At 68.4% G+C, this 13,953-nt stretch carries 12 protein-coding genes and 1 pseudogene; 8 read left to right on the top strand and 5 right to left on the bottom strand.

Translation table 11 applies throughout. The annotated features are described in order from the left end of the window. Positions 1-5: 5 nt before the first annotated feature. Positions 6-2,840 (top strand): beta-galactosidase, encoded by a 2,835-nt coding sequence (locus tag VET29_RS35535; protein WP_324929088.1) that lies wholly within the window; start codon positions 6-8, stop codon positions 2,838-2,840. 107 nt (positions 2,841-2,947) lie between these two features. Here VET29_RS35535 and VET29_RS35530 read toward each other — a convergent pair whose 3' ends face one another. Both VET29_RS35530 and VET29_RS35525 read right to left on the bottom strand, forming a co-directional pair. Continuing rightward, positions 2,948-3,655 carry a transporter substrate-binding domain-containing protein gene (locus tag VET29_RS35530; protein WP_324929086.1) on the bottom strand — a complete coding sequence of 236 codons (708 nt, stop codon included), beginning with the start codon at positions 3,653-3,655 and terminating at the stop codon, positions 2,948-2,950. Continuing rightward, positions 3,655-5,280 (bottom strand): ABC-F family ATP-binding cassette domain-containing protein, encoded by a 1,626-nt coding sequence (locus tag VET29_RS35525; protein WP_324929084.1) that lies wholly within the window; start codon positions 5,278-5,280, stop codon positions 3,655-3,657. The genes VET29_RS35530 and VET29_RS35525 overlap by 1 nt, the downstream gene beginning before the upstream one ends. Before the next feature lie 129 nt (positions 5,281-5,409). Between VET29_RS35525 and VET29_RS35520 the strand changes: the two genes are divergently transcribed. After that, positions 5,410-5,577: a hypothetical protein gene (locus tag VET29_RS35520; RefSeq protein ID WP_324929082.1), complete on the top strand. Its 168-nt coding sequence runs from the start codon at positions 5,410-5,412 to the stop codon at positions 5,575-5,577. After that, complete coding sequence (locus VET29_RS35515; RefSeq protein WP_324929080.1) at positions 5,538-6,287, top strand: SDR family oxidoreductase; 750 nt, start codon at positions 5,538-5,540, stop codon at positions 6,285-6,287. Before VET29_RS35520 ends, VET29_RS35515 begins: the two co-directional genes overlap by 40 nt. On the opposite strand, the gene VET29_RS35510 is transcribed toward VET29_RS35515, so the two are convergent. After that, positions 6,218-7,387 carry a tetratricopeptide repeat protein gene (locus VET29_RS35510; protein WP_324929077.1) on the bottom strand — a complete coding sequence of 390 codons (1,170 nt, stop codon included), beginning with the start codon at positions 7,385-7,387 and terminating at the stop codon, positions 6,218-6,220. The genes VET29_RS35515 and VET29_RS35510 overlap by 70 nt on opposite strands. A gap of 1,011 nt (positions 7,388-8,398) precedes the next feature. On the opposite strand from VET29_RS35510, the gene VET29_RS35505 reads away from it, so the two are divergent. The 4 genes from VET29_RS35505 to VET29_RS35490 all read left to right on the top strand — a co-directional run bounded on the left by VET29_RS35505 (position 8,399) and on the right by VET29_RS35490 (position 12,489). Next, entirely contained in the window at positions 8,399-8,569 is a 171-nt protein-coding gene (locus VET29_RS35505; RefSeq protein WP_324929075.1) for a hypothetical protein, read from the top strand. An 11-nt stretch (positions 8,570-8,580) separates the two neighbouring features. After that, the gene (locus tag VET29_RS35500; RefSeq protein WP_324929073.1) at positions 8,581-9,645 is read left to right on the top strand and encodes an ATP-dependent DNA ligase; all 1,065 of its coding nucleotides are present in this window, start codon (positions 8,581-8,583) and stop codon (positions 9,643-9,645) included. A gap of 283 nt (positions 9,646-9,928) precedes the next feature. Next, positions 9,929-11,470, top strand: a complete 1,542-nt coding sequence (locus VET29_RS35495; RefSeq protein ID WP_324929071.1) for an alpha/beta hydrolase — start codon at positions 9,929-9,931, stop codon at positions 11,468-11,470. 200 nt (positions 11,471-11,670) lie between these two features. After that, positions 11,671-12,489 carry an endonuclease/exonuclease/phosphatase family protein gene (locus VET29_RS35490; RefSeq protein ID WP_324929069.1) on the top strand — a complete coding sequence of 273 codons (819 nt, stop codon included), beginning with the start codon at positions 11,671-11,673 and terminating at the stop codon, positions 12,487-12,489. Between the two features lie 11 nt (positions 12,490-12,500). On the opposite strand, the gene VET29_RS35485 is transcribed toward VET29_RS35490, so the two are convergent. Further along, entirely contained in the window at positions 12,501-12,719 is a 219-nt protein-coding gene (locus VET29_RS35485) for a hypothetical protein (RefSeq protein ID WP_324929067.1), read from the bottom strand. A gap of 158 nt (positions 12,720-12,877) precedes the next feature. On the opposite strand from VET29_RS35485, the gene VET29_RS35480 reads away from it, so the two are divergent. Continuing rightward, a complete protein-coding gene (locus VET29_RS35480; RefSeq protein ID WP_324929065.1) occupies positions 12,878-13,324 on the top strand; it encodes a hypothetical protein in 447 nt (148 codons plus the stop codon). 453 nt (positions 13,325-13,777) lie between these two features. Here VET29_RS35480 and VET29_RS35475 read toward each other — a convergent pair. Then, a pseudogene (locus tag VET29_RS35475) lies at positions 13,778-13,953 on the bottom strand (ATP-dependent DNA ligase); the annotation flags it as partial.

Below are 13,953 nucleotides of genomic sequence, written 5' to 3'. Positions count from 1 at the left end.
GGACGATGAGGAAGGCAGTCATCGCCGCGACGCTCGCCGCGCTCGTTGCGGGCCTCGTCACGCCTGCCGAGGCCGCGCCCACCGAGGCCCGACCGGCTCACACGGTGAGCTACGACCGCTACTCGATGAAGGTCGACGGCAAGCGGGTTCTGTTGTGGGGCGGTGAGTTCCACTACTTCCGCCTGCCGAGCCCGTCGCTGTGGCGGGACGTGCTCGAGAAGATCAAGGCAGGCGGCTTCAACGGCGTCTCGCTGTACTTCGACTGGGCCTACCACTCCCCCGCGCCGGGAAGCTACGACTTCACCGGCGTGCGGGACGTCGACCTGCTGCTGCGCATGACCGAGGAGCTCGGCCTGTACGTGGTGGTGCGGCCCGGCCCGTACATCAACGCGGAGACGACCGGCGGCGGCTTTCCCGCATGGCTCAAGCAGGTTCCCGGCACCGCGCGGACCAGCGACCCCGACTACACGGCCGCGTACCGGGACTGGCTCGGTCACCTGAACCCGATCATCGCGCGGCACCAGCTGACCCGCGGCGGGTCGGTGATCGCGTACAACGTCGAGAACGAGTACGCGGCCAACACCGACGCGCGGTACATGCAGGACCTGCAGGACTTCGCGCGGGCGAGTGGGATCGACGTGCCGATCACGCACAACCAGTGCTGTGACGCGTCCTGGACACCGCACTGGGCGGAAGGCCTTGGCGCGGTGCAGATCCCCGGCGTGGACGACTACCCGCAGTCGTTCGAGTGCCAGGCGCCCGAGACCTGGGGCCCGTGGGGGGAGGGCGTCACCGAGCGGCTGTCCGAGACCGCGCCGGTGTACGCCGCCGAGTACCAGGCCGGCTCGATCGACGGGAACCGGGTCGGCTACGACGCCTGTCGCGAGAACCTGACCGGCCCGAGCTACATGAAGTACTTCTACAAGAACAACCTCATCGCGAGCGGCGCCACCATGTTCGGGTTCTACATGGCCTACGGCGGCACGAACTGGGGTTGGCTCGGCCAGCCGAACGACGTCTACACCTCGTACGACTACGGTTCGGCGATCACCGAGTCGCGGCAGCTCACCGCGAAGTACGACGAGTTCAAGCGGCAGGGCTACTTCGCGCACGCGGTGGCGCCGCTGACGAAGACGGACCCGGCGACCGCGCCGGCGTCCGGCAACCCGGCGCTGACGACCGTGGCACGCGCGAACCCCGACACCGGCACACAGTTCGTGCTGCTGCGGCACACCGACCGCGCGGCGACCACCGCCGACCGGTCCACACTGGACTGGTCGACACCGGACGGCCGGTACACCGTGCCGGTGTCACTGACCGGCCGGGACGCGCTCGTGCTGGTGGCCGGGTACGACCTGGGTGGTCAGCGGCTGGTGCTGTCGACGTCGGAGATCATGACGCACGAACGGATCGGCGGCCGGGACGTCGCCCTGCTGTACGGCCGCGCGGGCACGGCGGGCTCGACCGTGTTCCGGTACCGGTCGAAGCCGTCCGTACGGGTGCTGTCCGGCGACGTCCGTTCGTCCTATTCGGACGGTGACCTGCGGCTCGACTACACACACGACGGGCTGGCACGGGTGCTGGTGACCGGCGGCGGCCGGGCGCCGATGCTGCTGTTGCTGGGCACCGACGAGGAGGCCGCACGCTTCTGGCGGGCGGACACGGCGTCGGGTCCGGTGCTGGTGCGCGGCACCGCGCTGGTGCGGGACGCGCGGGTGTCCGGGTCGACCGTGACGCTGCGGGCGGACGTCGCCGAGGCGGGCGAGGTGGAGGTGTTCGCGCCGGCGCGGCGGCTCGTCATCGGCTCGACGCCGGTGGCGGTTCGCCCGACGGCAAGCGGTTCCCTGGTGGGTTCGGTGTCGAGCCCCACGCCCGTGCGGTTGCCGAAGCTGACGGACTGGCGGTCCCGCACGGAGTCCACGGTGGTGGACGACGCGAGCTGGACGGTGGCGTCGCACACCACGTCGGGGAGCCCGTTCCCGCCGGTGACCCGGCCGGTCCTGTACGCCGGTGACTACGGCGCCGACTACGGGCATGTCTGGTACCAGGGCAGGTTCACCGCGACGGGCGGCGAGACGGCGGTGTCGCTGAACGCGATCACCGGCAAGAACGGCGTGTACCAGGTGTGGCTCAACGGCAGGTACCTCGGCTGGGCCCGGGGCGGTGTGCAGGCCGACGCGGACGCGCCGGTCAACCCTCGGCCGGGGCCGGGGACGTTCCCCCTCCCGGGGCTCGCGCCCGGCACGCCGGCCGTGCTCTCGGTGCTGGTGGAGAACATGGGCCACAACGACGACTGGACCGTCGACGACAACCGGTTCAAGCAGCCACGAGGTCTGGTGGGCGCGGAGCTGGTCGGCACCGGCACGACGGAGCCGCCGCCGGTGACGTGGCGGTTGCAGGGCAACAGGCCGGATCCGTTGCGTGGCCCCCTGAACAGCGGGGGGCTGCATGGTGAACGCGCCGGCTGGCCGCTGCCGAACACCGCCGAGCGCGGGTGGGGCCGGCCGCCTGCCACGCTGGCGCCCGGGGTGACGTGGTACCGCACGGAGTTCGGGCTGGACCTGCCACGCGGACAGGACGTGCCGGTGGGCCTGCGTTTCGGCGGCACGGGCGCCTACCGGGTGCTGATCTTCCTGAACGGTTGGCAGCTGGGACAGTTCACCGCGGATGCCGGGCCGCAACGCGAGTTCGCGCTGCCGGCCGGAATCCTGCGCGAGCACGGGAAGAACAGCCTGGCGCTGGCCGTGATCGCACTGGACCAGGCGACGTTGGGCCCGGTCAGCCTGGTGGCACAGGGCAACGTCCGAGGCGGCGTGCCCATCGCGACCGTGCCCGCGTAACCCGAAGACGTGGTCCCGCGCCCGCCCGGTCCCGGGTGCGGGACCACCCCACGCTTTCCCGGAATCCTTGTGTGGGCTCCGAAGTGCGAGGCACACGAGGACTCACGTCACGGGCTCTGGTCGGGAATCGTCGCGGACTGGCCGGCCCGGCGGAGCGACTCCGCGACGAAGCCGCTCCGCTTCAGCTCCTCGACGAGCTCACGCAGGAAGCCCACCGTCTCCGGCCGGCGGTCCTTCGTCGTGCCAACCGCCTGCCGGATCGCCATGAAACGCTCCTCGACCACCCGCACGTCCGGGTGCGCCGCCGCGAACGCCGTGATCGGCTGCCGGATGCCGGCCGCCACCTCCAGCCCCTCGGCGCGGAACACGTCGATGCCCTCGTCGCCCCGCACGACAGTCGCATTCCGCAACGTGCGCGTCAGGAACAGGTCGTACGCCGACCCGCGCTTCACCCCCACCCGAACGCCGGGGCGGTCCACGTCGTCCGGCCCCCGCACCGGAGATCCCACGGGCACCGCGTAGACAGCCTCGATCACCACGTACGGCGCGGTGAACGCCACCTCGGCCTCCCGCGCCGGCTCGATCGCGAGAAAGCAGAGATCGGCCCGTCCGGAGGTCAGCGCCTCGAACGACCTGCGGGCCGCGTCGAAGCAGACCAGCTCCACCGGCAGCCCGAGCCGAGCGCCCACCTCCCGGGCGATGTCGACCGTGACGCCGGTCGGGCTGTCGGGAGACCCCTGAGCCAGCACGGGGTTCCCGAGGTTGATCGAGGCACGCAAAACGCCGGTGGGCGCAAGATCCGAAGCGGTCGTCATCAGCGAGTCCGCCGCACCCGTGTCTCGTCCCACACCGGTTCGTCCACTTCGGACACCTGGCCGTCCGAACGGAACACGACGAACCGGTCGAACGACCGCGCGAACCAGCGGTCGTGCGTGACCGCCAGCACCGTGCCCTCGAACGCCTCCAGCGCGTCCTGCAACGCCTCCGCCGACGTCAGGTCCAGGTTGTCCGTCGGCTCGTCCAGCAACAGCAGCGTCGCGCCCGACAGCTCCAGCAGCAGGATCTGGAACCGCGCCTGCTGCCCGCCGGACAGCGTCTCGAACCGCTGCGACCGCGCGCCGGCCAGCCCGTACCGGGACAGCCGGGACGACGCCGCGCCCTCGTCCAGCCCCTCACGGCCGTCCTCGCCGCGCCACAGCACGTCGAGCAGCGTCCGCCCAACCCACTCGGGGTGCTGGTGGGTCTGCGCGAACAGTCCCGGCACGACCCGCGCGCCGAGCTTCCACACGCCGTCGTGGGTCACCGGGTCACCGGCGAGAAGCCGCAGGAAGTGGCTCTTGCCCGACCCGTTCGACCCCAGCACCGCGACCCGGTCGCCGAAGAACACCTCCAGGTCGAAGGGCGCCATCAGCCCGGTCAGCTCCAGCGACGCGCACTGGATCGCCCGCAGCCCGGTCCGCCCGCCCCGCAACCGCGGCTTCACGTCCTCCTCACGCGGCGGCGGCGGGGGCGCGCCGGCCTCCTCGAACTTCCGCAGCCGGGTCTGCATCGCCCGGTACTTGGCGGCCATGGCCTCGCTGATCATGGCCTGCTGCTGCAGGGTGCGGACCAGCTCCCTGAGCCTGGCGTGCTCCTCGTCCCAGCGCCTGCGCAGCTCGGCCATGCGTTCCCACCGGGCCTCGCGTGCCGCGTGCCAGGTGCCGAACCCGCCGCCGTGCACCCACGTCGAGCCCCCTTCCAGGCTCACCACGTGAGTGGCGGCGTTCGCGAGCAACTCGCGGTCGTGGCTCACGAGCAGCACGGCCTTGCGGGTGGACGCCAGCCGGCCCTCCAGCCAGCGCTTGCCAGGAACGTCGAGGTAGTTGTCCGGCTCGTCGAGCAGCAGCACCTGCTCGCGCCCCTGCAACAACGCCTCCAGCACCAGGCGTTTCTGCTCGCCACCGGACAGCGTGGACACCGACCGGAACCGCGCCCGGTCATACGGCACCCCGAGCGCGGCGACCGTCACCGTGTCCCACAGGACCTCGGCGTCGTACCCGCCGGCCTCACCCCAGCCGGCCAGGGCAGTCGCATAACGCAACTGAGTCGGCTCGTCGTCGGTGTCCATCATGGCCAGCTCGGCGTCGTCCAGCTCCCCGGCGGCGGCACGCAGAGCGGCCGGCGAGACGGCCAGCAGGAGGTCCCGGACCGTGGTGTCGTCCCGCACCGACCCGATGAACTGCGGCATCACGCCGAGTCCGCCCTGGACCGTCACCCCACCCGCCAGCGGCGACAGCTCGCCGGACAGCATGCGCAGCAACGTCGTCTTGCCCGCGCCGTTCGCCCCGACGAGTGCCGTGACCTGCCCCGTACTGACGCGAAACGCCACGTCCGCGAACAGCTGCCGCCCGTCGTCGAGCCTGTGGGCAAGCCCGTTCGCCTCGAGATATCCCGCGCCCATACCGCAGATCTTCCGATATCGGGGCGTTTGTGGCGAACCGTTTTCTAACGCAACCCCCTTCGCCTCGATTTGGATGCGACGCTGTACGCTGCGTAGCCTGCGAGGGTTTGGCTGACGACGGGAGGATGGGTGACCTTGTCCGACACCCCGATCTACGACCAGATCCGCCAGGAACTCGAAGCTGGCGCCGGCCGCTCGGAGCCCACGATCGCCAGACGGGCACGTAGCGGCGACGAGGACAACAAGTCCGTATCCGTGTGGGCGCTGGTCAACCAGCATCGGAACAGCAAGCGTTGACCAAACCTGCTCCGGACCTGGGCATTGTCCTCGTCGCAGGTGGTGCCGGCGTGGCTGGCGAATGTATCGTCCACGCGCTGCTAGATCGCGGCGCGACGGTCGTCGTGCCATCGCGGAGCGAGGCTAGACTCGCGGCGTTGGCCGGAAGAGTCGATCCAACTGCCAGGGATCGCCTGCGCCTCCTAGTCGGTGACGTGGGGAGCGAGACGGGGATCACCCGAGTTCGCGACGAGGTGCTCAATCAGCACGGCCAACTGCGTGGGGTGGTGGCCTCACTCGGCGCCTGGTGGGAAGGCGAGCAGTTCGTTGACCTGTCGATGAGCACCTGGAGCCGGATCCTGAATGACAATCTCACCTCCCACTTCCTAGTAGCGCGCGGCCTCCTGCCGGTGCTCGCCCAGAGCGATGATCCGGTGTTCGTTACGCTCGCCGGCATCGCTGCCGACCACCCAGAACCGCATGCGGCGCCGATCTCGATAACTGGCGCCGCGCAGCGGATGATGCTGCGTACAATCGCGGTTAGCGACATCGGGCGACAAGTCCGACTACACGAGGTCACAATAATGACTCCGATCGTGACCGACGGGTGGACCGGCGAGCAGCCGGCGACCGACTGGCTCACGGGCCGGCAGGTCGGCGACTACGTGGCCGATGTCATCTCGCCCGACTTCGCGCGACGGGACACGCTTCTGCTCGAGCTACCAGCATAACGACGTACAGGTTTGTGGTTGATTACCAGCCGAAGCAGAACGAAGAACACTATGGCCCCTACCAACAATATCGACATTGACGCGAAATGCTGCCAAAATCCAATCGCACGAAAGACAATTACACCCGAGCCCGCCAAGAAGCCGACTAGGGCAATAAACAGGCCAAGAATTTCGACAATCTTGAGCAAACTGTCAGAAACCGCCCTCTGAGCGTCCTCCTGTTTCTGCACGAGTTCAGCCTTTGCGGATTCCAACTGCTGATGCAGCTCTTCGCGAAGGTCCTCCGAGACCTGTCGGGCGTGCTCGGCGACCTGAGAAAACAGGAGCCTCGATGTGGTGATCAATGCTCGTTCGCGAACATAGTCCTGGTGAACGATATTCATGCCGACTGGATGCAGCGAAATCGCCTGATCGATCGACTTCAAAGCGTCGTCGAACCTCTCCATCCGACGTAGTGCATATGCTCGCCAGAAATAGAGATTCGCACCATCCTCACCGCGATTGATGATCTCATCAGACAGCTGCACAATTCGTTCGGCCTGATCTTCAATATGATTGCCAAACCACAACGCGTGCAGGCACACATTGCGGGACACGGCGTCAGAGTTTGACGATCCCAACGAGGTCTCGACGGCACGTAGCGCCCCAGGTGCGCCGCGACCGAGCCCGGCGAACGCCGATAGCGCAAGCAGCAACGCATCCCCTGGATGGCCCCGCAACCATGCAGGCAGTTGCGCACCAAGCGCCTCGAACTTGAAGTCGAAACGCAGCCGGAATCCTTGCAGATACTGACGGCAGAGCTGCTTGAACACACTCCCAGCACTCAGCCGACCGCCGTTCTCACTGTCTGCCAGCAGAGGCTGACCTACCTCACGCGCCTGCCAGGCAAGATCGCTCACCGCTTGCCGGACCACGGGCAGTTCTAGGCGGCACTCCTCGGCGACATCCGCGAGATCGTCGATCCATGCCGTCGACTTCGACCGGGCACGCCGTATGAAATGCCTTTTGAGTAAGTCGATTTGCTCTTCCGGCGACGATGCCTTCGCGAGCCTGACCCGCACACCGGCATCCGCGTCGCGCCGCTCGTCCCGCTCAGTCATAAGTTGACTCCCCGTAGACCTCACCTAGTCTTAGTTCCGTTCGCCGAGTCGAATCGACCACCCTGCCAGGCAGAATGGAGGAAGAAACCCTCAGCATGAACACGTCCCTCAGCTTGTTTGCGTCCCCCGAGTTGCCAGGCCCGGGACCGGCCTCACGCAGAAGTCGGCGGACCCGGAGCATTCTCGCTGGTCGTCAAGTCCTGCCCGTGAATCCACCTCAGCAGCGCCATAGACCAGCACCCTCTCGCGAACCGACGACGTAGGAGCTCCTCTGGATACGAACGAATTTGCGCAGGCGAGGACAAAGTCGGTGCACGTGCATGGGGAACTCGTAGCGATCCGTCTAAGTCCGCCGCCCTTGGCAACGACATTACGTGTCGCGTACTCGGCCTTACCAGCACGCCGTCGCCAGTCACGAATATCGGCCGTTGGGCGATGTGGCGGGCAGCGGACCGGTCGAATGCAGCCGACGCCTACAAGACGCACGTCTGATATCCTCCGCATTATTCTCAGCGTGCACCAGTCCGCCAGTCTGCCTGGCCTCGCGGGCCAGCGCTCTTCACCGGTGACCAGAGCCATCGACACTCAATCGCCATGGCAAGTCGGCCCCAGGCATCCTCATGGCACCTGTCCTGAGAGCGTCGAGAAGGTCGATATCGGCGCGGTTGCCCAGCAGAAGGCTATGTGCACGGCCAGGCCAGGAGGTCCGAGGAGGCGAAGCAAAGGGGCTATTCCAGATCCTCACAGATGGACGACTCCACTCATGATGCCGGACCAGCTCAAGCGACGGTAGGTCCGTGGCCGCGTTTCAACCCGTTCACCTCAGCTCTTCTTCAAGGTCCGCGTTACACCTGATGCGCCAACACGCGAACCAGGATCAGCTTACTGGGAGCCGCCGTCCACATATGATCCAGGTCGTAGTGACCAGCGCAAAAAGGGCGGCGTGACGGTCTTGCGGAGTGTGCTGTGAGGAGCGCTCCCACTCTTCGGAGATCTTGTGGCCAACGGACGGTGGATGAGCTGTGCCTGACCATCTCGCCGAAGCTGGCCGGCGCCGGGGCGGTCCGGATCGCGACGGGGCTGCCCTCCGCCGCCCCGGTGGACCTCTCGCTCGAGTCCGTCCTGGCCGCTGACGAGGGTTTTTTGCTGCTTCGCTATCGCCGGGCGGGCGCTGACGAGTGAGAATGTCGGGCATGCAGCTGCCGATCATGCCGCCGGTCAAGCCGATGCTCGCCAAGCCCGTCAAGAAGATCCCCACGGGCGAGTTCAGCTACGAGCCGAAGTGGGACGGCTTCCGCTCGATCATCTTCCGCGACGGCGACGACGTGGAGATCGGCAGCCGCAACGAGAAGCCGATGACCAGGTACTTTCCCGAGCTGGTCGAGGCGGTGAAGGAGAACTTCCCGGAGCGGTGCGTGATCGACGGCGAGATCGTGGTCGTCGGGCCGACCGGGGACCGGCTGGACTTCGAGGTGCTCGCGCAGCGGATCCACCCGGCCGCGAGCCGGGTGAAGATGCTGTCGGAGACCACGCCGGCGAAGTTCGTCGGGTTCGACCTGCTCGCGCTGGGGGATGTGGACTACACGACGTCGCCCTTCGCCGAGCGCCGGGCCGCGTTGGAGGAAGCCCTGGCGCCGGCCAAGGCACCCGTTCATCTGACCAGGACGACCACCGACCCGGACGTCGCGCAGCAGTGGTTCTCACAGTTCGAAGGCGCTGGCCTCGACGGGGTGATCGCGAAACCACTCGATGGCGTGTACGAGCCGGACAAGCGCGTGATGTTCAAGATCAAGCATGAGCGGACGGCCGACTGCGTGGTCGCCGGGTACCGGGTGCACAAGAGCGCGCCGAACCGGATCGGGTCGCTGCTGCTCGGCCTGTACAACGACGAGGGCAGGCTGGCGAGCGTCGGCGTGATCGGGGCGTTTCCGCTGGCCAGGCGCGAGGAGCTGTTCGAGGAGATGCAGGAGCTGGTCACCACGTTCGACGACCACCCGTGGGCATGGGCACGCCAGGAGGAGGGCAACCGGACCCCACGCAACGCCGAGGGCAGCCGCTGGCAGGCGGGCAAGGACCTGTCGTTCGTGCCACTACGCCCCGAACGGGTGGTCGAGGTCCGGTACGACCACATGGAGGGCGTCCGCTTCCGCCACACCGCACAGTTCTCCCGCTGGCGCCCAGACCGCGACCCACACTCCTGCACGTACGAACAACTGGACGAACCAGTCCGTTTCGACCTGGCAGAAGTCCTAGCCTGACCCGCGAGTCCCGCATTCAAACCTACCGAGTCCCGCGTTCAGACATACCGAGTCCCGCGTTCACAGATGCCGAGTTGCGGTTTCGTGCACACGAGACCGGCCCGGCACTCCGGACCTGCACGAAACCGCAACTCCGTGTGCGCGAACACGCGACTCGCGGTGTTCGAACGCGCGACTCGCGGTGTCTGAACGCGGGACTCGCGAGGGGTGGGTGCGCTCACGGTCTCCTCACCTCCTGCGTGTCAGGCTGGCCGGCAGTCGGATGGACGGAGGGACTCTCGCGGTGACGGCCTGGCGAGTACGTGTGGCCATGCTGGTCGCCGGTGTGGGTGTCCTCTCCGGGTGCACGGCTGGTCCGTCCAGCCGGCCCGAGATCATCACCAACGACGGCGCGGCCGCGTCGACCACGCAGACGATCGCGCCCAACGAGGTACCGCCGCTCGAGAACGCCGACTCCGGGATCCTCTGGCGCAACTGTTCCGGCGAGATGGCGGACATCCTTGCCGCGCAGAAGCTTCCGGCGTGGCTGCCGGTCAAGTGCGGCAAGGTCAACGGGGTCCTCGACTCCCCGTACGCGCCCGACCGCGGCACGGTCCGCCTGCAGCTCGTCCGCGCCGGGAGCGGACCGGTGCCGATCGCCGTCGTGAACGACGTCGACGGGCTGCCGGGCACCGTCTACGCCGCACGGCTCGCTGCGGCGCTGCCCCAGGAGTTCTTCAAGAAGTTCCAGCTCATCGGCATGGACCGGCGCGGCACCGGCAACTCCGCGGCCGCCAACTGCGTGCCGGTCGAGGTGCGGCGGGCCATGTTCGAGCTGGACCCCACCGCCATGGACGTGGACGCCTGGTTCCAGGCCGCCCAGACCGCGGGGAAGCAGTGCTCGATCGTGCTGGAGAGCCAGCTGCCGGCCCTCGACACCTGGCGCACCGCCGCCGACCTCGACTCGCTGCGCACCGCGCTCGGCGTCAGCCGGCTGAACGCGGTCGGGCACGGCGAGGGGTCACGCGTAGTGAGCATGTTCGCCGACCGGTTCCCCGATCGGGTGGGGCGGCTCGTGCTCGACGGCGTGCCCGACCCGACGGCCGACGCGCTGCTCGCGTACGAGGGCGTCGCCAAGGGCGGGGAGGCGGCGTGGGACGCGTTCAGCGCGGACTGCGTGCAACGGAGCTGCCCGCTCGGGACGGACCCGGAGCGGACGCTGCTCGAGCTGCTCGGCCAGTTGCGCACGGACCCGCTCCCCACGGCGGCGCTCGACGTCACCGCGGGAGCGGCCATGCACGCCGTGCTGATCGGGCTTGCCGACCGCGGGACCTGGCCGGAGCTGGCCGACGCGCTGGCGGCGGCCAAGAACCGCGACCCCCGCGGGCTCGTCGGGATCCTGGACCCGTACGCCGTGGGCAGCGACGTCCAGGCCCCCGTACTCGACGGCACGCTCGTCACGACCTGCAACGACATGCATACCCGCCTGTCACCCGACCAGGTGAAGACAAGCTCGAACGAGTGGATGCAGAAGTACCCGCTCTTCGGCCCGGTCACGGCCCAGCGGGTCGCGTACTGCGCGCCGTGGAGCATCCCGGACCACCCGCTGCCGACGCCGACCGGCCGGGGCGCGCCGCCGATCTTGGTGCTGGGTACGGCGAGCGACGCGGTCACCCCGATGGAGGGGACCGAACGGGCCGCGCAGCAGCTGGACTCGGGCGTGCTCGTGACCTGGCAGGGCGCCGGACATGGTGCCCTGGGCTTCTCCCCGTGCGTGACCGACGCCGCGACCAAGTTCCTGACCGACGCGGCCGTTCCCCGCAACGGCACCGTCTGCCCGCCGTGATCCGAACGGGCCGCCGGCGTCCGAACTGAGTGGCGGAGCGCACCGAGGAAACCGCCGCCCGCGGCTCGTCGGGTCCGCAGGCCGGCGTCGCGAACAGGCACGAAGGCCACGACACCCTTACCTGCGCGAGCACGGCGAGCGTGCGCCCGACGGTCGTGAGCGGGGCGGATGAGGCGCCGAACACTGGCATCATTGGACACGTGCGACGTATCGGGGTTCTCGTCCTTGTCCTGCTGTCGTTCTTCGCGGTCGCACCCGCCTCGGCGGCGCCGCGACCCGTCACGCTGCGCGTGCTGAGCTACAACATCCACACCGGGATCGGGTCCGACGGCGTACTCGATCTCGAGCGGACCGCCGGCACGATCCGCGCCGCGCATCCCGATGTGGTGGCATTGCAGGAGGTGGACGTGCACTGGGCGGAGCGCAGCGAGTTCCGCGACCAGGCCCACGCCCTCGCCCGCCTGCTGCGGATGCGGGTGTTCTTCGCGCCGATCTACGACCTCGACCCCCTCACGCCCGGTGCGCCGCGGCGACAGTACGGGGTCGCGATCCTGAGCCGGCTTCCCATGCCGCACACTGAGAACCACGAGATCACCCGACTGTCCACACAGGAGCCAAATCCCGTGCCCGCGCCGGCGCCCGGCTTCGCGGAGGCCGTGGTTGTCGCGAGGGGCGTGGCGGTACACGTGTATGCCACGCACCTCGACTACCGCCCGGACCCGGCCGTGCGCGCGGCGCAGGTCGCGGACATGCTGCGGATCATGGGGCCCGGCCCTGCCCTGCTGCTGGGCGACTTCAACGCGACGCCGGACGCCCCGGAGCTGGCCCCGCTGTGGCGGAAGCTGACGCCGGCGCCGACCGGGCCGACCTATCCCGCGGGCGTGCCAGCGCAACGAATCGACTACGTGACGTTCTCGACCGGTATCCACGTGCGCTCGGCGACCGTGCCGGCGACGCTCGCGTCGGACCACCGGCCGGTGGTGGCGTCCCTGGTGGTGACCAGCGGATACCTCGGGTAGGCGCCGGACCGCTACTCGCGGACCCGGTACTCGCAGCCGTACTCGACCGCGTAGCAGAGGTCGTAGTGGTGGACGATCTTCGGGCCCTCGTGCAGGTGCACGTGGGTCACGGTGTCCTTGGGTTGTTCCGGCAGCTCGGACAGGGTGTCGACACGCCCGTCGAGGGGACCACCCACGTAGCGCACGACGTACTGCTGCGTCACCACGACCTCCTTTCCGTGCCCCGTCATATCGATGTTTCCCTGCGATCGACCCGAAATCAACCGCGACGGTCGCAGTCTGCTTGAAACATGAGTAGCAGCACATGTTCACCACATTGGATGTCGCGAAGACGTAACGGTTTAGACAATCATGACGAAGCCAGTGCATCAGCCGAAAGGAGCGGCACGTGCCGACGTCGAAGCCCCGCTGGCCACGGTGGCCGTGGGTGGTGATGACCGCGGCCGGGCTGGCCATCACGGCTGTCGCGGCGGTGGTCGGCATGGCTGTCGACTCCGAACGGGCCGGTGACCAGCCGCCGACGCGAGTCACGGTCACCGCCATCCAGTTCCAGACGACAACGGTCAACGTGACGGTCACCGTGCCCATTCCGCCCGACACGCCCGGCACGGCTCTGCTGGACGGGCTGCATCGCGTCGGCCCCGAGGTGGAGCCGGGCATCTACCAGACGACCGGGCCGAGCGGCACCAACACGGGCGGCTGCTACTGGACGAGAACGGACACTTCGGGCGGCCTCATCGCCAACGGCGTGATCACCGGGCCCGGCACCCTCACCATCCGGCCGGAAGAACTCGTGGAAACGGCCGGCTGCCAACCGTGGCAGAAGGTCGGCTGACCGCCTCCCGATCGCAAATCTTGATCAACGCGAACGCAGGTGGTCGCGTGGGCAGTCCCCCACCCAACCCAGGGGGCCGGCCCCGGTCCCATTGTACCGGCTGAGACGGACAAACCGGCTGGTCAGCGGGGGGGTGTGGATAGCTTTCACCCGGTGAGTGCGAGCGAAAGGGACATTCATCCGGTGCGTGCGGGCGGAAGGGACGTTCACCCAGTGAGTGGGGGCGGAGGGACATTCATCCGGCGAGTGCGGGCGGAGGGGACGTTCACCCGATGCGCGCGAGCGGAAGAGACCTTCACCCGATGCGCGCGGACGGAAGGAGACGTTCATCCGACCCAGAGCGCCCGGGATCGCGAGGACGGTTGGACGAATCGGCTCAGTCGCGATGGGCCCTGGGACCGCTGGACGAATCCGCTCAATCGTGGCGAACCTGGGACCGTCGCACGAATCCGCTCAGTCGTTCCGGGCCTTGGACGGTTGGACGCGTTTCGGCTCGCCGGCCATCTTGGGGTACTCCGGTGGGTACGGGAGGTCACCATCGCCGTTTGACTCGTCGCGTGCCACCAGCTCCAGCAGGGGCTCCAGTGAGTACGCCTTCGACGTGACCGCCGCATGCAGGTCGCCCAGCT

The organism is Actinophytocola sp. (assembly GCF_035634895.1).
Lineage (GTDB): Bacteria > Actinomycetota > Actinomycetes > Mycobacteriales > Pseudonocardiaceae > Actinophytocola.
The sequence above is the reverse complement of the archived record's forward strand: the minus strand, read 5'-3'. Positions and strand labels throughout refer to the sequence as shown.

Bases quoted from the DNA above. Each gene is read 5' to 3' on its own strand.
- VET29_RS35485 (WP_324929067.1), bottom strand. From the start codon at position 12,719: ATGACGGGGCACGGAAAGGAGGTCGTGGTGACGCAGCAGTACGTCGTG.
- VET29_RS35500 (WP_324929073.1), top strand. From the start codon at position 8,581: ATGCAGCTGCCGATCATGCCGCCGGTCAAGCCGATGCTCGCCAAGCCC.
- VET29_RS35525 (WP_324929084.1), bottom strand. From the start codon at position 5,280: ATGGGCGCGGGATATCTCGAGGCGAACGGGCTTGCCCACAGGCTCGAC.
- VET29_RS35510 (WP_324929077.1), bottom strand. From the start codon at position 7,387: ATGACTGAGCGGGACGAGCGGCGCGACGCGGATGCCGGTGTGCGGGTC.
- VET29_RS35530 (WP_324929086.1), bottom strand. From the start codon at position 3,655: ATGACGACCGCTTCGGATCTTGCGCCCACCGGCGTTTTGCGTGCCTCG.
- VET29_RS35535 (WP_324929088.1), top strand. From the start codon at position 6: ATGAGGAAGGCAGTCATCGCCGCGACGCTCGCCGCGCTCGTTGCGGGC.